Source organism: Massilia sp. CF038 (genome assembly GCF_900129765.1).
GTDB lineage: Bacteria > Pseudomonadota > Gammaproteobacteria > Burkholderiales > Burkholderiaceae_D > Telluria_A.
The window spans coordinates 1-17,700 of record NZ_FQWU01000007.1 but is presented as its reverse complement, the minus strand read 5'-3'; the positions used below and the strand labels follow the sequence as shown (position 1 = coordinate 17,700).

Below are 17,700 nucleotides of genomic sequence, written 5' to 3'. Positions count from 1 at the left end.
AATAGTGGTATGACCACTCCGACACTGCGCCCCGCGACGACCCGTAACCGTCCTTTTGCCATGGCTGTTGGCCTGTTGGTCGCGATCTTTGGCTTGATCGCGTCATACGCGTTGGCGGCCCAGCTATGGGGCTTGTGGGGCACGCTGACGTATCTGCCGGCGCAGGCACAGGTTCAGCAAGTGGAGCACTACACTGTGCCCGGCAGACGCGGCGCGGTGTATCGCAGCACGATTCACTACCATTACGAGGCAGACGGGCGTCGGATCGAGGCAAGTGCTGATATCGCAGGCAGGGCCATTCAGACCGGTACGACCATCCCTGTCTGGTTCGACCCAAACACCCCCCGGCAGAACGTGCTGACACGGCAGTTCGACTGGCTGCTGTTGCTGCTTTTCGCGCTCGCCACTGGCTTTCCCACGCTTGCGGTTGCCGCCGCCATCGGGCGCAGCGATGACCTCACCGTCCCGGCGCGCGGCCGCCTGCTGCGGGCCGATCCAGACAACAGCCGCGTGCTGGCCGTATTTGCTGTCATCATGAATCTGTGGACATGGCCGATGGCATGCCTTGCCACGGTATTGCTGGCGTTGGGCGAGGGTTCGGCCTGGACACTGGTGGTGTTTGGCTTGCTCGCCATTGCGATGACGCTGGCCAGGACGGGGTGGCGCAAGCTGCGCACCCGTCAGCGGCTGGGCACACCTTTACTCGAAATTATTCCTTCAGCGCCAGGGCAGTTCAAGGGGCGCTTGCATTTCCAGCCTCCCCTGGGGATGCGTTGTGAACCGCAGGTAGAGCAGATTTTCGTTCAGATTCAGGTAGGGCAGGTCCAGATGGCCCCCCGCAACGGGCATGCCGCGGCGCGGCTGATATGGGCGCACCGGATTGAGGCGACGCTTGCGCGCGGCTGTGCGCACGCCGATTTCAGTCTTGCGGTGCCCGAGTGGCCAAGGCCACAGCGCGGCGTGAAGCCCGCGTGCTGGAAAATTTCGGTGATGGCGCTGGAGGCGACGGCCCATTTCAGGCTCGCGCCGGAACTCATTCGTGGTGATCCTGCATCCACGACTTGAGCCCATTCACCCATTTTTTCGCGGGCAGATTCATGCTCTTTTTGATCATGCCGGCACGCTCGTACAGAACGCTGAAGTCAATTTGCGGCGCCGTCTTGAACGCAACCACAACGATGTTCGCGTCATGGACTTCGGGCAGCCACACCACCGCATCAAACACCAGTTCCATGTTCTGCAGGTTCTTGTCGTAGTTGGAAAAGTCGCCAAACACATTGGTGGTCATGATGCCATTCTCGCTCAGGCAGTCAAAGCAGGCCTGGTAGAACTCGGGCGAATCGAGTACCGGGCCGCGCGCTTCTTCGTCGTACAGGTCGACCTGCAGCACATCGACGCTGTTGTGGTTGCGCGCATCGAGAACGAAGTCCATCGCGTCCATTTCTCGCACATCGAGCCGCTCGTCGTTGGACGGCAGGCCGAACATGGCGCGGCAGATGGCGATTACATTGGGATTGAGTTCGGCGACGGTGACTTTGGCGGAAGGGAAACGGTGGTAGCTGAATTTGGTCAGCGCGGCACTGCCCAGTCCCAGCTGGACGATGTGGCGTGGCTTGTCCAGAAACAGCATCCACATCATCATCATCTGCACGTATTCCAGCTCGATATTGTCGGGCTTGGAAAGACGCATCGCGCCCTGCACCCAGGAGGTACCAAGGTGCAAAGAGCGCACGCCCTGGTATTCCGTGGTGGTGGCGGGCGGATAGCCAGGGGCGGAAAAGCGGGAAGAGGAATCGGACATGGTCCGAATTTTACAGCGTTGGCACCAAAGGCAGGATCATGGTGACCATCAGACCGCCGCCATCGCGGTTGCCCAGCGTAATGCGGCCACCGTGCGCTTCGGCGATTTCGCGGGCCAGCGCCAGGCCCAGACCGGTGCCGGCGCGCTTGGTCGAATAGAAGGGGACTAGCGCATTGGTCAGCACAGCGTCGTTCATGCCCTGGCCGCGGTCCATCACTTCGATGCGCAGCATGCCCATTGCGGCCTTGATGTGCAATTCCACTTCGTCTGGCGGCGAGCCCGATTCGTGTGCATTCTTGAGCAGGTTGAGCAGGGCCTGTTCCATCTGGGCCGGATCAAAATGGACGGCTTCGGCCGGCAACGGCGCGGCCAGGCGGAACGACACCTCGGCCGCCAGCCGCTGGGTGAATACCGTCCAGTCGCAAGCTTCCACGCGCGGGGTCGGCAGCTTGGCAAAGCGCGCGTAGCCAAGGATGAAGGTTTCCAGGTGACGGGTACGCTCTTCGATGGTTTCCAGGATTTGCGGCAGGCGCTCGGTCTGGCCCCGCCTGACCAGCTCGGCACCAGAATGGGCCAGGGAAGTCAGCGGCGCGAGCGAATTGTTCAGTTCATGGCTGATCACGCGGATGACTTTTTTCCAGGTCTGCACTTCCTGGCGGCGCAGTTCCTGGGTCAGCTGGCGCAGCAGCAGCAGTTCGTGCCGGCGCCCGTTGAGCATGAAGCTGCGGCGCGCCAGGTGGTACACCTCTTCGTCCTCGCTGTCGCCGGCGGTGAACAAGCCGTCGCCGCCACGGGCGAGTGCCTCCTCCAGCGCGGGCGAGGACTGGGCGACGATTTCTTCGAGGGCGTGACCTTCCAGCCGGCGGCCCTGGTTGAGCAGCTGGCGCGCCGCCACATTGGCGTACACAATGGCTGCATCGCCCACCAGCAGCATGGCCACGGGCGTATTTTGAACCATGGTGTCGAGCAGAAGTTCGCGCTGCACCAGCGCCAGGCGCTGTTCGCGCAGCACGTGGCCCAGCGCGTTATGGGCACGAACCAGATCGGCCAGCTCGTCGTTCTGCGGCCAGTGCAGGCTGAAGGAAAAATCGCCATCCTTGTAGCTGGTGACGGTGCCCTCCAGCGCGCGAAACAGCGACAGAATTGGCTGAATCTGCGCGCGCATGGTGATCGCCGCAATCGGCACCACCAGGGCAAGGCAAATGGCGCCGACCAGCAGCGGACGCGCTGGTAAAAAGTGATTGAGCACCAGCGCCATCACAATGCCCATTGCGAGCAGCGTGGCCACCAGTGCCGTCCAGCGTGTTACCAGCGACAGGCGCATCGCCATCAGGGCCGCGCGATGCCCAGCCGTTCCATGCGCCGGTACAGCGCCTGGCGCGACAAGCCCAGTTCGGCCGCTGCCTGGGCCACCACGCCATGGGCGCGCGCCAGTGCCTGGACGATGGCGTCGCGGTCCGGCTCAGCCTCGGTGCTGGCCACGGCGGCGAGCGGCAAACCGAGGTCGGTCGCCTTGATGGCGTCGCCCGCCGCCAGCAGGCTGGCGCGCGCCATCACGTTTTTGAGTTCACGTACATTGCCCGGCCAGGCATGGGCCAGCAGGGCGGCCTGGGCACAGTGGTCCAGCCGCTTGCCGGGCGCCAGGAAGCTGCCCGCCAGCGGCAAAATGTCGGCTGGCCGCGCGGACAGGGGCGGCAGCCGCAGTTCGATCACGTTCAGGCGGTAGAACAGGTCTTCGCGGAAGGTGCCGGCGCGGATCATGGCGCCCAGGTCGGCGTTGGTGGCGCTGATCACGCGCACTTTGACCTGGCGCTCGCGGTTCGATCCCAACCGCTCGAAGCGGCCCGTTTCCAGTACCCGCAACAGCTTCATCTGACCGGCCAGGGGCAGGTTGCCGATTTCGTCGAGGAACAGGGTGCCGCCGTCGGCAGCTTCGAACTTGCCTTCGCGTGCCTTGGACGCGCCGGTGTAGGCACCGGCATCGGCGCCAAACAGCTCCGCTTCAATCAGTTCGGCTGGCAGGGCGCCGCAGTTCAGGACCACGAAGGGACCGTTACGGACGGCCGAATTGGCCTGGATGATCTCGGCAATGCGCTCCTTGCCGGTCCCATTGGGACCACTGATCAGCACCGGCACGTCGGCGCGTGCAACCTGGCAGGCCAGATGCAAGATGCGTTCGGTGGCGGGATCCTGCCACACCATGCCGCGCAGATCGAAGCCTTGTTCCAGGTCGCGCCGCTGGCGCCGTTCGCGCTGTGCGTGCTGGGCCAGTGCGCGATTGGCCTGACCCAGTTCGATCAGGTTGGTCACGGTGGCGATCAGGCGGTCGTCTTTCCAGGGCTTGGACAGATAGTCGGCCGCGCCGGACTTGACCAGGTCCACCGCCGCATCCAGGTGGGTCCAGGCCGTGAGCAGAATCACCGGCAGATCGGGATACAGGGCGCGGATCTGGCGAAACAGCGCGGTGCCTTCTTCGCCCGAGGTGGTGTCGGCGGTGAAGTTCATGTCCTGGATGACCAGGTCGATCGGGGTTTTTCCCAGGATCGCCAGCCCTTCTTCGGGCGAGGCGGCGCGCACGGCATCGATATCGTGCAGCGAGAACAGGACTTCGAGGGCGATCGCGACCGCGGCGTTGTCGTCAATTATCAATACGGTTGGCATGGGCGCTAGCATAGCATTGAGCGAGGCATGCCGGGGCCCTTGCCCCGGCCTATTGCCGTCATGCGCTGCGGGTCGCCAGCGCGGGCGAGATGGTCGCCGCTTTCCATGCGGGGCCATACACCGCGACGACGCCGAGCAGGTAGAACACGGCGCCCCCGCCAATCAGGTAGGGCAGGGGCAGGCGCGCCATTTCCAGCTTGCTGACCAGGAGCTGATTGAGGCCCACCGCCAGCAGCACGCCGCTGGCGACGCCCAGGCTGGTGATCATGACGTTTTCGGAAATGAAGTAGCGCAGAATGTCTGCCCGCCGCGCGCCCAGCGCACGGCGCACGCCGATTTGCTTGCGGCGCTGGGTTACCCACAGGCTGGCCATGCCGACAATGCCGCTGGCGGTAATGATCAACAGCAGAACGCTGACCGTGATCAGCATCCACGACAAGGCCACATCGGCGCGGTAGCGCTGCTTGCGGTCTTCGCTCGTGCTTTTGGACTTGATGATGACCGGGGTGGCGGTTGCCTTGCGCAGGATTTCTTCGGCTTCTTTCATGATGCGGTCGCGCTGACCCGGTTCCGTGCGCACGGTGTACGAGGAGCCGGGCGTGGTGCCCAGACTGCGCATCGGCAAAATGGTCGAGTATTCGGCCGACTCGTCCACCGGCGCCCAGGGCGACTGCAGGCGCTCGACAACGCCGATGATCTGGGTCGCGTCAGCCGTGTCTCCCGTGCCGAACAACATGGTCTTGCCAATCACGCTGGCCTGGCCCGGCCATAGCTTGTCAGCCAGCGCCTGGGTGATGATCACTGTCTTGGGCTGCTCGGTGCTGGTCACCATGTCCAGTTCCAGGACGTCGGCCGCTGTGAAGTCGCGCCCTTGCACCAGGCGCAGGCCCCATGCAGCCACCAGGGAGTCGCCGGTTTCGTACATGGCCGTGCTGGCGGACTCGTTGACCTGTTTGCGGTCAATCGCCACACTGGTGCTGCTGCCCGAATTGGACAACGGCATCTGGTTGGTGCTGGCCACGCCAAGCACGCCCGGAATGGCGCGCAGCAGCGCCGTCTCGCGCTTTTGCACGGCCAGGTCGAAGGCCGCGTTTTCCTTGCGCAGCCAGCGCGTGCTGATGTTAAAGGTGGACACTTCGTCCACCAGGCCGCTCGGCCGGGCGGCCACGCCCTGGCGCACATTCACAATGTGCAGGGCGTTGGCCAGGATCGCCAGGCTGATGGCCACCTGCACCGCCACCAGAATCGCGCCGGTCTTGTTGCGCAACAGCGCAGAAAGAATAGGATGCATCGTGTTCTCCGCTTACTGTGATTTGAGCTGGATGGCCGGTGTGACCTGGCAGGCACGCCAGGTTGGCAGCAGGCCCGCCACGATGGCGGCAAACACCGACATCACAAAGGTAAATATCAGCATGGTCCAGTCCATGTGCGCGATGGTCGCCATCTGCTTGGACTGCATCGCGATCAGGGCCAGCGCCCCCAGTGCCAGCACCAGGCCAAGCAAGCCGCCGGCCAGACCCACGACCGCGCTCTCGACCAGGAACTGACGGAAAATCTCGCGCCGCGACGCGCCCAGTGCACGCCGAATGCCCACTTCCGATGCGCGCACCGAAAACTTGGCCAGCAGCAGACCGATTGTATTGACCAGGCAAAGCAGCAGGAAACCAAACGCCAGCCAGGCCGACAGACGGCTGTCATTGCTGACCACCTTCATTTTTACCAGCCACTCCTGCACGTCATACAGCTTGTTGGGTGAATTGCGCTTCATGCGCCCAAGCTTGCGCTGCTCGCTGGCGTAGCTGTCGATGTAGGTTTGCAGTTGCGCACGTTCGGCGGCGGTTTTGGTTTCGAACCAGACCTGGATCCAGGTACAGTTCGAGGCCAGGATCCCGGCAAAGCCAGGGTCGCGGTTGGCGCTGCAGTTCATGTTCCCCTGCGGGTTCGCTTCCAGGCGGATGGCGGTGGAAAAAGGAATGAACAATTCGTCGCCGTCACCAAAGGCGCTGGCGCCGATCAAGCGGTAATAGCGCGGCAGCGGGGCCCAGGTGTCCAGCACCCCGACGATCTGGAATTGCTGGCTCATGATGGTCATGCGCTGGCCGACCGGGCTGGCATTGCCATACAGTTTTTCAGCGATGGCGCGGCTGAGTACCACCACTTGCGCGCCTGCTTTGTCTTCTGCTTCGGTCCAGCTCTGGCCGTGCCGGAAGGGCGCCTCGAACATGCTGAAGAAATCGCTGGTGAGCGCCAGGCCGTTGGCGGGAAATACGCCAATGTCGGTGCGGGCAGGCTCGATCGGGGCGGATATGCCAAAGATCGCCGTGCGCCGCTCGCCCTGGCCGCTTTTGAGGAAATTGGACGCTTCGGTATAGCTCATCTGGAAGTCGTTCGGCTCTTCGCCTGGCGTATAGCCTTCCACGGGACCGACGTCCAGCACGGGCACGAACAGGCGGTCGCTCTTGTGCGGAATGGGATTGCCCGACATGACCTGCAAAATGGTCAGAGTCGAAATGCTCGCTGCCACGCCAATGGCCAGCGTGAGCACCATCAAGGCGGTCAGCGCGGGGTTACGGCGCAGGCTGCGCAGCCCGAGCATGAAGTAATACTGGAACATCGCGCTCTCCTCAGGCAGGGTGGCTGGCGCCAGCGGTCTTGGCGTCGAACAGGGTGGGCGCCTTGCGCACCAGGTCCGACACCTGGCCGTCGATGATGTGCACATTGCGCTGCGAGCGCACCGCCAGTTCCGGATCGTGGGTGACCATCAAAATGGTGGTGCCCTGGGCGTTGATTTCCTCCAGCAGCTCCATCACGCCGCGTGCCATTTGCGTATCGAGGTTGCCGGTCGGTTCATCGGCCAGCAAGAGCTTGGGCGAACCTGCCAGTGCGCGCGCGATGGCCACGCGCTGCTGCTGGCCGCCCGATAGCTCGGCCGGATAATGCTTCATGCGCGAGGCCAGGCCCACTTTGGCGAGCGCGTCTTCGATCCGCTCCTTGCGCTCGGCCGCGTTGAAGCCACGGTAGCGCAGCGGTACGTCGACATTGTCGAACAGCGACAGGTCGGGAATCAGGTTGAAGCCCTGGAAAATGAAGCCCAGCTTCTCGTTGCGCAGGCGCGAGCGCGCGTTGTCATCCATGCCCTTGACGTTGATGCCGTCCAAAACGTATTCGCCATCGTTGAATTCTTCCAGCAGGCCGGCGATGTTCAAAAAGCTGGTCTTGCCGGAACCGGAAGGACCGGTCACGGTGACGAACTCGCCCTGGTTGACCTGGATCTCGAACCCGCGCAGCGCGTGGGTTTCGATCATGTGGGTACGGTACACCTTGCTCAGATTGGTCATGCGCAGCATGGAAGGTCCTTTCGGTAGTTTTATTTATTGATGGAGACGCGCGCCGCATTGGCAAACGTGTCGGTGCCTGCAATGACAAGCTTGTCGCCCGGCTGGACGCCGGACAGAATTTCAACGCTGCCGACGCTGGTCGCGCCCAGCGTGATCGGGGTGCGCACGGCCACGCCGTCGCGCACCACGTAGGCAAAGCGGCCGCCTTCGGATTCCACAAACGGTCCGCGCGCCACCAGCATCACGTTTGGTTTTTCTTCGATCAGCAGCCGCGCCGTCACGCGCTGGCTCTGGCGCAAACCCTTGGGCTGGGCGCCGTCAAAGCGCACCCGTGCCAGCACCTGGTTGCGCACCACTTCCGGCGACAGCGCCGAGAGTTTGCCGGTTGCGGTGGCGGCGCCCAGCTGGATTTCGGCGCTCATGCCCAGGCCCATGTCGGCCACATAGCTTTCCGGTACTTCCAGCTCGACCTCAAGGCGCGACAGATCGACCAGCGTCATAAGCGCGGTGTTGGCCGCCACCACGCTGCGGTTCTGCACTGACAGCGTGCCGATGAAGCCGTCCACCGGCGCGCGCACGCTCAATTCGTCCACGCGGCGCTGGGCGTTGGCCATGGACAGGCGCTGGCGGTCCAGTTCATTGACCTTGGTCTTGAGGGCCAGGCCCACGTCGTCGCCCTCGAGGGCGGCAGCCTTGGCGGCGTGGCGCGCGCGGATCTCGGCCGAGGCCACGGCATCCTTGGCTTTCTGGAAGTCGATCTTGGCGATCACGCCTTCGTTGGCCACGGCCTGGTAGCGTTCCAGCGTGCGCTGGGCCGACAGGCGGTCGATTTCGGCGGTGTCGGCTTCGCGCTGGGCCAGCAGCTTCTGCTTGCGCGCCAGGATCTGCTGGCGTGCCACTTCCGCTTCCAGCTGCTGGTAGCTGGACTGCTCGCGTTTCAGCGCGTCCGACAGGTCGGGCGACTCCAGCACGGCCAGGACCTGACCGCGCTTGACGGTGTCGCCCGCAGCCACTTTCAGGGTGACCGTCGAGGGCGCGGTGGAGTACAGCGTGGGGCTGACGGCAGCGACGATGCGGCCATTGACGGCGGCGTCGCGCACCAGGGTGCCGCGCGTGACCTCGGCAATGCGCAAGCGTGCGCCGTTGACCGATGCCTCGCTTGAACGCCAGCCCGCGACGGCCATAAAGGCCAATGCAAGCACGGCCAGCGCGCCGCCGCCGAACAGCGCGCGGCGCTTGAATGCTTGCCCGCGCGGGGCCTGGATCACAGCATCTTGAGAAGAGGTATCGCGGATCATGGTGGTGTACGTTGACGACAATACCACCACTGATGCACGAACCGTGCCACTTGCAAGAGCCTTGATTATTAAGGAAGTTTGTATGGACGAACACGTGTCCGCAGCGTCCGGCCGGACTGTTTGCGCGGTGTTGGCGGACACTTGTTATTTGTATCAATGTCCACATATGGCGCGGTAGCTTCCCGCTCCCGTCCGGGGGTCAAGAAAGGTTTCATGCCATTTGCATCCGCGGTCCGCTTGCTGCGTGCCCTGTTCGATATCCCCGCGCGCGAGCCGGCCGACTATCCCTTTGTGGAAAGCGATCAGGCCAGGCTTCAGCAGCTGTGCCATGAACCCGGCAGGCACGCTGTTGATGATGCCACCTGGTCCGACCTGATGCTGGGCCAGTACCACGCGGTCCTGTCGCAGGAAGTGAGCATATTCGGTCAGCAGGCGCTTTATCAGCGTTTGCGCGAAGGCGCTGGCGCCGATGCGGGGCGCTCCTTGCGTTCACTGGTGGATGCGCCAGCGCAGATCGATGCGCAGCACCTGGCCTGCAAGCCGCTGCGCCACGCCGACCAGGAAATCGCGACGCTGCTGTTCGCCCCTGAGCCAACGAGCTTGCCCATCTGGGCGGGCAAAACCTGGTGCGTACCGTTTCTGCTTCTGGGGTCGATGGCGGCGGCGATACTTTGGTCGCCGCTGGCCTGGCTCGGCACCGGCGCGCTGCTGTTTTTCCTGATGTCGAATCAGGTCCGTTATGGCCAGCAGGTCGAGCAATGGCAGCGCACCATGCTGGCCTTGCAAATGTTGCTGCGTGTGGCCAGTGAAACCAGCCACCGCGATGCCGCCGAGGCGGCGCGAGTGAACCGTGCCCTCACGCGCGCGCCAGCCAGTTTATTGGTACCGGGTCTGCGCAGCTACCAGGACTGGTTCGCCCTGACGAATGTGAATCACTATTTTCACTGCACGCAGGTGGTGCAGGCCCATTTGCCGCTGCTGCGGGCCACCATGCTGCGCATCGCCGACTGGGAAGCCGACATTGCACTGGCGCGCCATCTGCGCGCCACGCCCCGGTTTTGCTGGGCCGAGCGCGCCAGCCACACGGCACTGACGCTGCGTGGCATGGTCCATCCTTTGCTGCCGGCCGCACAGGCGCTCAGTCTTGAACTGGCGGGAAAGGGCGCATTCATCTCCGGGCAGAACGGGATTGGCAAGAGTACCTTGCTGCGCACTGCCGGCTTGAATCTGATCGCCGCGCGCGCCTTCGGTTTCTGCTACGCCGAAACGGCCCGGGTCCCGGATTTGCCGATTTACTGCAGTATGCAGAACGACGACTCGCTGCTGCGCGGCGAAAGCCTGTACATCGCCGAACTGCGCCGCGCCAGCGAGCTGCTTGCCGCCGCCGACGGTCCGCATCCGGGCATCTGCATTATTGACGAAATTTTCAGAGGTACCAATCACCTCGAATCAGTGTCCGCCGCCGCATCGGTACTGGACGTGCTGGCGCAGCGTTCACTGGTGCTGGTCTCGTCTCACAATCTGGTATTGGCAAGTCTGCTGCAGCACCGGCTCGATCCGCTGTGCGTCAGCCGCGAGGACGGCGCCCTGACACTGTCCCCGGGCGTACTGGCGCATACCAACGGCATTCGTTTGCTGGCGGAGCGCGGATTCGGGCCCGCAGTGCAAAGCAATGCGGGCAAAGTGTTCGACTGGCTGAATGGCTATCTGGCTCACCCGGCCGACAGCGCTGGCGTGCTGGGCTGACCACGCCAGCGCGTCCATGCCACCGTCAAACCGTACATCAGCGCCAGAATCGCCGCCCAGGCCAGGTACACCACTGGCAGCGAATGCACGTAGCCATCCGGCCAGGTGGCCACGCCGTTGGCAAACACCGGGCCACCGCCATAACGCAGATCGAAGTACAGATTGCCCAGGAAGTGAATCAGCGCGATGTGAATCACGTAGAAGAACATGGGCGTGCGGCCAAACAGCATCAGCACCCGGTTTTCGCGGATCCGCTCGAACAGCGCCAATAGCAGCATGCCGATACCGACCGTCACCAGCAGGTACAGCAGCGAGGGCGGATACTTCGACACGCGCACGAATGACATCAGGTCGAACATCGCGCCGCGCGGCTGGGGCGACCAGTGGCTTGCGTCGCCGTAGATGTTAAAGCCGCGCAGTATCAGGAAAGCCGTCAGCAGGACTGCCGCTGCCGTGAGCCAGAAGCGCATGCGGCGCGCCGCCTCCCACTGAAACACGGGCCCCAGCGCATAGCCGGCGGCCATCAAGCCGACCCAGGGCATGAGCGGGTAGCGAATCACCAGGCCCTGCATGCCCAGGCTGTCGCCCATCGGGAAAAAGCCGCCCTGGTGCCAGGCGCCCCACAGCAGGCTGGTGGAGGTGTAGCCATCAAACGCGTTGTGGGTCAGGATCAGGGCCGCGCCGATGGCGCCAATGGCCACGCGCGGCAACCACACCAGCAGCGCCATGATCAGCATCGATGCGCCAATGGCCCAGATCACCTGCAAGATAGTGACCTGGTAGCCGAACTGCCAGCTGAAGCTGATCCAGGTCGCTTCCAGCACGATCAGCATGGCGCCGCGCGTGGCCAGGTAGCGCGACAGCGCAGGGATGCCGGTTTTTTGCCCGCGCAGATAGGCCGAACTGCCGGCCAGCAGCACGAACACCGTTGCGCACAAATGGGTGATCCAGCGTGTCCAGAACCAGGCTGGCTCGGTGGTGGCGAGATCCTCCGGGTCGAAGCGGGTGTAGCCGAAGAAGTCGCGCGTGTGGTCCAGCGCCATGAGGGCGATGACGAAGCCGCGCAACATGTCGATGGCGGGGACTCGGGCAGGCTTGGTCATGCGGCGCATCCTTCTGGCTGGCTGTGGATGTTGCCAAGAATATACGCGAACTGGGGGAATAGCTAGATGCACCACATCGCCCTCGCGAAGGCGGGGGGCCATACCACGTTGAACAACTTCGCCGAAGTGGTATGGGCCCCCGCCTTCGCGAGGGCGATGTCTTGCTACAGGTTATGCCAAGCAACCGGACGCGCTATTTCTCGCGTTTGAGCGGCGTGCCTTTGTCCATGATTTCACGGCAGTCGCCCTTGAGCGTGGCGTTGTCGTAATCGGACCAGCCATAGCTGTCGACGTAGCGCGTGTGCGGCTGGAACGCCGGATTGACAAAACTCCAGTCCAGCCGTTCGCCAGGGTAATGAATGTCCGCCAGGTCGAGCAAGGTGTGGAACATGTTTTCGGTGCCCAGGCGCGCTGTGCGGTGGCGCGCCAGTTCGGCGATCTTGTCCGGGCGGCTGGCCTGGAACTGGTCGGAATACCAGAGCAGGGCGGGCACGTGGAAGTCGAACTGGGTGTTATGCCCGTGGAAAGCCAGCTTGCAACTGTTGTCGTACAGCGATTGGCCGTGGTCGGACACGTACACCATGGCGCTGCGCTGGGCGGCGCCCCTGAGCTGGCCGATCACCTGGGCCAGGAACCAGTCTGTATACAGCACGCTGTTGTCGTAACTGTTGTTCATCAGCGGCTTGATGGCGGTGTTGGTGACGACCGGCTTGTCGATGCCGAACAAAGATGGCTGCCAGTGGTCGAACTCTTTCGGGTGGCGCTGGCTGTAGTTCCAGTGGCTGCCCAGGGTGTGCAGCACAATCAGCTTGCGCGGCGCAGGGTCGGCCAGGGCATTGCGCAGAGGGCCCAGCAAAATCTGGTCAAAATTCGAATGATTGGTAAAGCCGCCCAGGTTCATGAACTGGATCACGTCGGCTTCCTTGGCAAACACCGAGACCGGCGTGTCGAATTTGCCGAACGAAACCTGGTTCGACAGCCAGTAGGTTTTGAAGCCCGCCTCTTTATAGGCGGTCAGGAAGGATTTTTCGGCAAAGCCATCTTTCAGGCTCTGCATCGGTGGCTTGCGTGAAATCATCACCGGCACCGACAGGCGCGTGGCCGACACGGGCGTAATCACGTCCGGCAGCACCACCAGGTTCTTTTCCTGGCTGAGCAGGGGATTGGTGGCGCGTTCATAGCCGTTCAACTGCCAGCGGTCGTAGCGGGACGATTCGCCAATCACCATGACCATAGTCTGCGCAGCGCCATCCTGGTTGGCCTGACTGGCCTGGAAGCGGAACTGGCTGTTGCGTTCGCCCAGCTCCGCCAGATGCTGGCGTTCATTATAAAAGTCGATCCCGCGCCAAACCAGCCCAAACGGCCAGGAGCGTGCCAGGGCCTCCAGCTCGACTGGCACGCGGGCTTCGTGCGGCAGCGGCGGCAAGCTGAGCCCGGTCCAGCTGGCGCCTGCCACGGCAGACGGCGCGCTCTTGCTGGCCGTGGCAGCGGGCGTGATACCGAATTCCACCCCATATGCCAGCACGGCCGCAGCGGCGCCAAGGCCGGCCAGGGCAATCCAGCGCGAGGCGTCGTTCCAGTCCAGCTCACGGTCGGCCAGGGCAATGCGCCAGGTGGCCGCCCACCAGGCAATCACCGCGAGCGTCACGGCCAGCATCAGCCAGACTGTGTTTCCCAGAAACTCCATCGCTTCCTTGGGGCTGGTTTCGACAATGATGCCCAGGTGATGGGTGGAAATCGGCTGACCATAATAGGTATACAGATACAGCTCGGTCGGCAGCGCCAGAAAGGCAGGGATCAGCAGCCAGTGAAACCAGGCTGGCCGCTTGAACACCGCCCATATGGCCACCCAGGCGATCACTTCCACCCCCAGCAATTGCCAGGGCTGCTCTACGGTCTTGCCAAAAAGCAAAGGAAAGAAGGGCACGAGGGACAATGCCAGGTAGGTCAGCAGAAGAAACAGCTTCGCGGGGCGCAGCACAGCGGTCATGGGGCAGGGCAATGTCGGGGAAGCGCGTATTATCGCGGCGTTTGGCGTCAGCGGGCGTTTTTTAAATGCAGTGTGGATAGCCCCTGAACGGTAAACAAGTTGACCTCAGGCTCGGCCAGGCTTATACTCGCGAGTTCTCGAATTTATTCTGCACATCGTGTGCGTACCACAGCCGCTCCCTTGCGAGTGGCTTTCGGCGCCTCTGTTGTCAGTGAACGCGGGACAAAGTTTCAGTTTTAGTCCCCGGGCAATCGCCCGGGTTATTCATGTTGTAATTTTGTTGGATTAATAACGATGCCAACCATCAATCAACTGATTCGCAGCCCACGCGTCGCTCTGACCGTGAAAAGCAAATCGCCGGCGCTGGAAAACAGCCCGCAAAAACGTGGTGTTTGCACCCGTGTATATACGACGACCCCAAAGAAGCCAAACTCGGCTCTGCGTAAAGTCGCCAAAGTTCGCCTGACCAACGGTTTCGAAGTCATTTCGTACATCGGCGGTGAAGGCCACAACCTGCAAGAACACAGTGTCGTGCTGCTGCGCGGCGGTCGTGTAAAAGATTTGCCGGGTGTGCGTTACCACATGGTTCGCGGTGCACTGGATACCCAGGGCGTTAAAGACCGTAAGCAAGCTCGTTCGAAGTACGGTACGAAGCGCGCTAAAGCTGGTAAGAAGTAATTTTCTTACCCATTAAAAGTTAGTTGAACCGACCAGAACCGGTCGAGTAAGTGGATGGCTATGATGGCCACCGCGAGTGCGCTAAGCGCGCTCAACTGAAGACTGAAAGGAATTGAAATGCCACGTCGTCGTGAAGTCCCCAAACGCGAGATCCTGCCTGATCCAAAATTCGGCAATACGGATGTCGCAAAATTCGTCAACGTTTTGATGCTGTCCGGTAAAAAATCGGTCGCAGAAAACATCATCTACGGTGCATTCGAGCACATCAAGCAAAAGTCCGGCAAGGACCCGCTCGAAGTGTTTGCAACCGCGATCAACAATGCCAAACCGATGGTCGAGGTAAAATCCCGCCGCGTCGGTGGTGCCAACTACCAGGTGCCAGTTGAAGTTCGTCCGGTTCGTCGTATGGCGCTGTCCATGCGTTGGTTGCGCGAAGCCGCAAACAAGCGCAGCGAAAAATCCATGCCGCAACGCCTGGGTGGTGAGTTGATGGAAGCCGCAGAAATGCGCGGCGGTGCTATGAAGAAGCGTGACGAAGTTCACCGCATGGCTGAAGCGAACAAGGCATTCTCGCACTTCCGCTTCTAATCAAGTGGCCAACCCCTGCGAGGGGCGCGGCCATGCATCCGTTGTTCGAGGCCGGGCTCATTTTGTTCACAAAATGCCGCTCGGTTTTGTCCATTAAAAGATTTAGGAATAATTATGGCACGCAAGACCCCCATTGAGCGCTACCGCAATATCGGTATCTCCGCTCACATCGATGCTGGCAAGACCACCACGACCGAGCGCGTCCTGTTCTACACGGGCGTGAACCACAAGATCGGCGAAGTGCATGATGGCGCGGCCACCATGGACTGGATGGAGCAAGAGCAGGAACGCGGCATCACCATTACCTCGGCAGCGACGACCTGCTTCTGGAAGGGCATGGCGAACAACTTCCCTGAGCACCACATCAACATCATCGACACCCCGGGCCACGTTGACTTCACCATTGAAGTTGAACGCTCGATGCGCGTGCTCGACGGCGCTTGCATGGTTTACTGCGCAGTCGGCGGCGTACAGCCACAGTCGGAAACCGTATGGCGTCAGGCCAACAAGTACAAAGTGCCACGTCTGGCCTTCGTCAACAAGATGGACCGTACCGGTGCGAACTTCTTCAAGGTCTACGAACAAATGCGTTCGCGCCTGAAGGCCAACCCGATTCCACTGCAAATTCCTATCGGCGCTGAAGACAACTTCAAAGGCGTGGTCGATCTGGTCAAGATGAAAGCCATCTACTGGGACGACGCATCGCAAGGCATGAAGTTCGACTACCGCGACATCCCGGCAGAACTGCAAGAGCAGGCTGCTGAATGGCGTCTGAAGATGGTCGAAACCGCTGCTGAAGCGAACGACGAACTGATGAACAAGTACCTGGAAGAAGGCGATCTGTCGGAAGAAGAGATCAAGGCCGCTCTGCGTCAGCGCACCATCGCTTCGGAAATCGTGCCAATGATGTGCGGTACCGCGTTCAAGAACAAGGGCGTGCAAGCCATGCTCGACGGCGTGATCGAATACCTGCCATCGCCAATCGACATTCCACCAGTCGGCGGCATGGACGAAGACGACCAGCCTACCACCCGTAAAGCAGCTGACGACGAGAAATTCGCCGCGCTGGCGTTCAAGATCATGACCGACCCGTTCGTGGGCCAGCTGATCTTCTTCCGCGTCTATTCGGGCACGATCAATTCGGGCGACACCGTCTACAATCCGATCAAGGGCAAGAAAGAACGCCTTGGCCGTATTCTGCAGATGCACGCGAATCAGCGCGAAGAAATCAAAGAAGTGCGCGCCGGCGACATCGCCGCAGCGGTGGGCCTGAAAGATGCAACCACGGGCGAAACCCTGTGCGACCCATCGGCCATCATCACCCTGGAAAAAATGGTCTTCCCTGAGCCAGTGATTCAACAGGCTGTTGAGCCTAAGACCAAGGCTGACCAGGAAAAAATGGGCCTGGCGCTGAACCGCCTGGCACAGGAAGATCCTTCGTTCCGCGTCAAGACCGATGAAGAATCGGGCCAGACCATCATTGGTGGTATGGGCGAGCTGCACCTGGAAATTATCGTTGACCGCATGAAGCGCGAATTCGGCGTGGAAGCAACCGTCGGCAAGCCACAGGTTGCCTACCGCGAAACGATCCGCAAGACCTGCGAAGAATCCGAAGGCAAGTTCGTCAAGCAGTCGGGTGGTCGTGGTCAGTACGGTCACGTGGTTCTGAAGATCGAGCCGCAAGAACCGGGCAAGGGCTTCGAATTCGTTGACGCCATCAAGGGCGGTACCGTTCCACGCGAATACATCCCTGCAGTTGAAAAGGGTGTGCGCGGTACGCTCAACACCGGTGTGTTGGCTGGCTACCCAGTCGTTGACGTCAAGGTTACGCTGTTCTTCGGTTCGTACCACGATGTGGACTCGAACGAAAACGCGTTCCAGATGGCAGCTTCGATGGCCTTCAAAGACGGCTGCCGCAAAGCATCGCCAGTCATCCTCGAGCCAATGATGGCCGTGGAAGTGGAAACGCCGGAAGACTACGCCGGTACCGTGATGGGCGACTTGTCGTCCCGCCGCGGTATGGTGCAGGGCATGGACGAGATCCCAGGCGGCGGTGGCAAGATCATCAAAGCTGAAGTGCCTCTGTCGGAAATGTTCGGTTACTCGACCTCGCTGCGTTCCGCAACGCAAGGCCGTGCAACTTACACGATGGAATTCAAGCACTACTCGGAAGCGCCTAAGCACGTTACCGACGCAATCGTTACTGCTAAAGCTAAATAACAAATTGGGCGACAGTGCCGGATATCGCGCAGCGATGTTCGGTCCTGTTGCCAACTGACTAGTAAATTTAAAGGAAGATCAAAATGGCAAAAGGTAAATTCGAACGGACCAAACCGCACGTCAACGTCGGTACCATCGGTCACGTCGACCACGGCAAAACCACGCTGACGGCTGCAATCGCAACCGTTCTGTCGAAGAAATTCGGCGGCGAAGCTAAAGCATACGACCAGATCGATGCAGCACCAGAAGAAAAAGCACGCGGCATTACCATCAACAC

At 61.6% G+C, this 17,700-nt stretch carries 14 protein-coding genes and 1 pseudogene; 6 read left to right on the top strand and 9 right to left on the bottom strand.

Features of this window, described 5'->3' with window-relative positions:
• Positions 1-9 precede the first annotated feature (9 nt).
• Complete coding sequence (locus tag BUC24_RS25155; protein ID WP_073223293.1) at positions 10-1,065, top strand: DUF3592 domain-containing protein; 1,056 nt, start codon at positions 10-12, stop codon at positions 1,063-1,065.
• On the opposite strand, the gene BUC24_RS25150 is transcribed toward BUC24_RS25155, so the two are convergent.
• Genes BUC24_RS25150 through BUC24_RS25120 form a run of 7 tightly spaced genes read right to left on the bottom strand, consistent with a single transcriptional unit; the run spans position 1,034 to position 9,098 of the window.
• Complete coding sequence (locus tag BUC24_RS25150; protein ID WP_073223291.1) at positions 1,034-1,801, bottom strand: spermine/spermidine synthase domain-containing protein; 768 nt, start codon at positions 1,799-1,801, stop codon at positions 1,034-1,036. The two genes, BUC24_RS25155 and BUC24_RS25150, sit on opposite strands and share 32 nt — an antisense overlap.
• A 10-nt stretch (positions 1,802-1,811) precedes the next feature.
• On the bottom strand, positions 1,812-3,131 hold the full coding sequence (locus BUC24_RS25145; protein WP_143167657.1) for a sensor histidine kinase: 1,320 nt from the start codon (positions 3,129-3,131) through the stop codon (positions 1,812-1,814).
• Positions 3,131-4,462 (bottom strand): sigma-54-dependent transcriptional regulator, encoded by a 1,332-nt coding sequence (locus tag BUC24_RS25140; protein WP_073223289.1) that lies wholly within the window; start codon positions 4,460-4,462, stop codon positions 3,131-3,133. The genes BUC24_RS25145 and BUC24_RS25140 overlap by 1 nt, the downstream gene beginning before the upstream one ends.
• A gap of 58 nt (positions 4,463-4,520) precedes the next feature.
• A complete protein-coding gene (locus BUC24_RS25135; protein ID WP_073223287.1) occupies positions 4,521-5,753 on the bottom strand; it encodes an ABC transporter permease in 1,233 nt (410 codons plus the stop codon).
• A gap of 12 nt (positions 5,754-5,765) precedes the next feature.
• The gene (locus BUC24_RS25130) at positions 5,766-7,076 is read right to left on the bottom strand and encodes an ABC transporter permease (RefSeq protein ID WP_073223285.1); all 1,311 of its coding nucleotides are present in this window, start codon (positions 7,074-7,076) and stop codon (positions 5,766-5,768) included.
• A gap of 10 nt (positions 7,077-7,086) precedes the next feature.
• A complete protein-coding gene (locus BUC24_RS25125; protein WP_073223284.1) occupies positions 7,087-7,809 on the bottom strand; it encodes an ABC transporter ATP-binding protein in 723 nt (240 codons plus the stop codon).
• 20 nt (positions 7,810-7,829) lie between these two features.
• Positions 7,830-9,098 carry an efflux RND transporter periplasmic adaptor subunit gene (locus BUC24_RS25120; protein ID WP_073223401.1) on the bottom strand — a complete coding sequence of 423 codons (1,269 nt, stop codon included), beginning with the start codon at positions 9,096-9,098 and terminating at the stop codon, positions 7,830-7,832.
• Between the two features lie 213 nt (positions 9,099-9,311).
• On the opposite strand from BUC24_RS25120, the gene BUC24_RS25115 reads away from it, so the two are divergent.
• Positions 9,312-10,844 (top strand): MutS-related protein, encoded by a 1,533-nt coding sequence (locus BUC24_RS25115; RefSeq protein WP_073223282.1) that lies wholly within the window; start codon positions 9,312-9,314, stop codon positions 10,842-10,844.
• Between the two features lie 446 nt (positions 10,845-11,290).
• On the opposite strand, the pseudogene BUC24_RS27590 reads toward BUC24_RS25115, so the two are convergent.
• Together BUC24_RS27590 and BUC24_RS25105 are read right to left on the bottom strand one after the other, a co-directional pair.
• Positions 11,291-11,947: pseudogene (locus BUC24_RS27590) on the bottom strand (DUF1624 domain-containing protein); the annotation flags it as partial.
• Positions 11,948-12,140: 193 nt separating this feature from the next.
• A complete protein-coding gene (locus BUC24_RS25105; protein ID WP_073223280.1) occupies positions 12,141-13,937 on the bottom strand; it encodes a phosphoethanolamine transferase in 1,797 nt (598 codons plus the stop codon).
• 294 nt (positions 13,938-14,231) lie between these two features.
• On the opposite strand from BUC24_RS25105, the gene rpsL reads away from it, so the two are divergent.
• The 4 genes from rpsL to BUC24_RS25085 form a co-directional block, all read left to right on the top strand.
• Entirely contained in the window at positions 14,232-14,615 is a 384-nt protein-coding gene (gene rpsL, locus BUC24_RS25100; RefSeq protein ID WP_073223278.1) for a 30S ribosomal protein S12, read from the top strand.
• A 117-nt stretch (positions 14,616-14,732) separates the two neighbouring features.
• Positions 14,733-15,203, top strand: a complete 471-nt coding sequence (rpsG, locus tag BUC24_RS25095) for a 30S ribosomal protein S7 (protein WP_025603542.1) — start codon at positions 14,733-14,735, stop codon at positions 15,201-15,203.
• Positions 15,204-15,317: 114 nt separating this feature from the next.
• A complete protein-coding gene (fusA, locus tag BUC24_RS25090; protein WP_073223276.1) occupies positions 15,318-17,423 on the top strand; it encodes an elongation factor G in 2,106 nt (701 codons plus the stop codon).
• A gap of 83 nt (positions 17,424-17,506) precedes the next feature.
• On the top strand, positions 17,507-17,700 hold a 194-nt coding region (locus tag BUC24_RS25085), incomplete at its 3' end, for a GTP-binding protein (protein ID WP_229448425.1).

Bases quoted from the DNA above. Each gene is read 5' to 3' on its own strand.
- BUC24_RS25115 (WP_073223282.1), top strand. From the start codon at position 9,312: ATGCCATTTGCATCCGCGGTCCGCTTGCTGCGTGCCCTGTTCGATATC.
- BUC24_RS25130 (WP_073223285.1), bottom strand. From the start codon at position 7,076: ATGTTCCAGTATTACTTCATGCTCGGGCTGCGCAGCCTGCGCCGTAAC.
- rpsG (WP_025603542.1), top strand. From the start codon at position 14,733: ATGCCACGTCGTCGTGAAGTCCCCAAACGCGAGATCCTGCCTGATCCA.
- fusA (WP_073223276.1), top strand. From the start codon at position 15,318: ATGGCACGCAAGACCCCCATTGAGCGCTACCGCAATATCGGTATCTCC.
- BUC24_RS25145 (WP_143167657.1), bottom strand. From the start codon at position 3,131: ATGGCGATGCGCCTGTCGCTGGTAACACGCTGGACGGCACTGGTGGCC.
- rpsL (WP_073223278.1), top strand. From the start codon at position 14,232: ATGCCAACCATCAATCAACTGATTCGCAGCCCACGCGTCGCTCTGACC.
- BUC24_RS25120 (WP_073223401.1), bottom strand. From the start codon at position 9,098: ATGATCCGCGATACCTCTTCTCAAGATGCTGTGATCCAGGCCCCGCGC.
- BUC24_RS25150 (WP_073223291.1), bottom strand. From the start codon at position 1,801: ATGTCCGATTCCTCTTCCCGCTTTTCCGCCCCTGGCTATCCGCCCGCC.
- BUC24_RS25135 (WP_073223287.1), bottom strand. From the start codon at position 5,753: ATGCATCCTATTCTTTCTGCGCTGTTGCGCAACAAGACCGGCGCGATT.
- BUC24_RS25140 (WP_073223289.1), bottom strand. From the start codon at position 4,462: ATGCCAACCGTATTGATAATTGACGACAACGCCGCGGTCGCGATCGCC.
- BUC24_RS25105 (WP_073223280.1), bottom strand. From the start codon at position 13,937: ATGACCGCTGTGCTGCGCCCCGCGAAGCTGTTTCTTCTGCTGACCTAC.
- BUC24_RS25155 (WP_073223293.1), top strand. From the start codon at position 10: ATGACCACTCCGACACTGCGCCCCGCGACGACCCGTAACCGTCCTTTT.
- BUC24_RS25125 (WP_073223284.1), bottom strand. From the start codon at position 7,809: ATGCTGCGCATGACCAATCTGAGCAAGGTGTACCGTACCCACATGATC.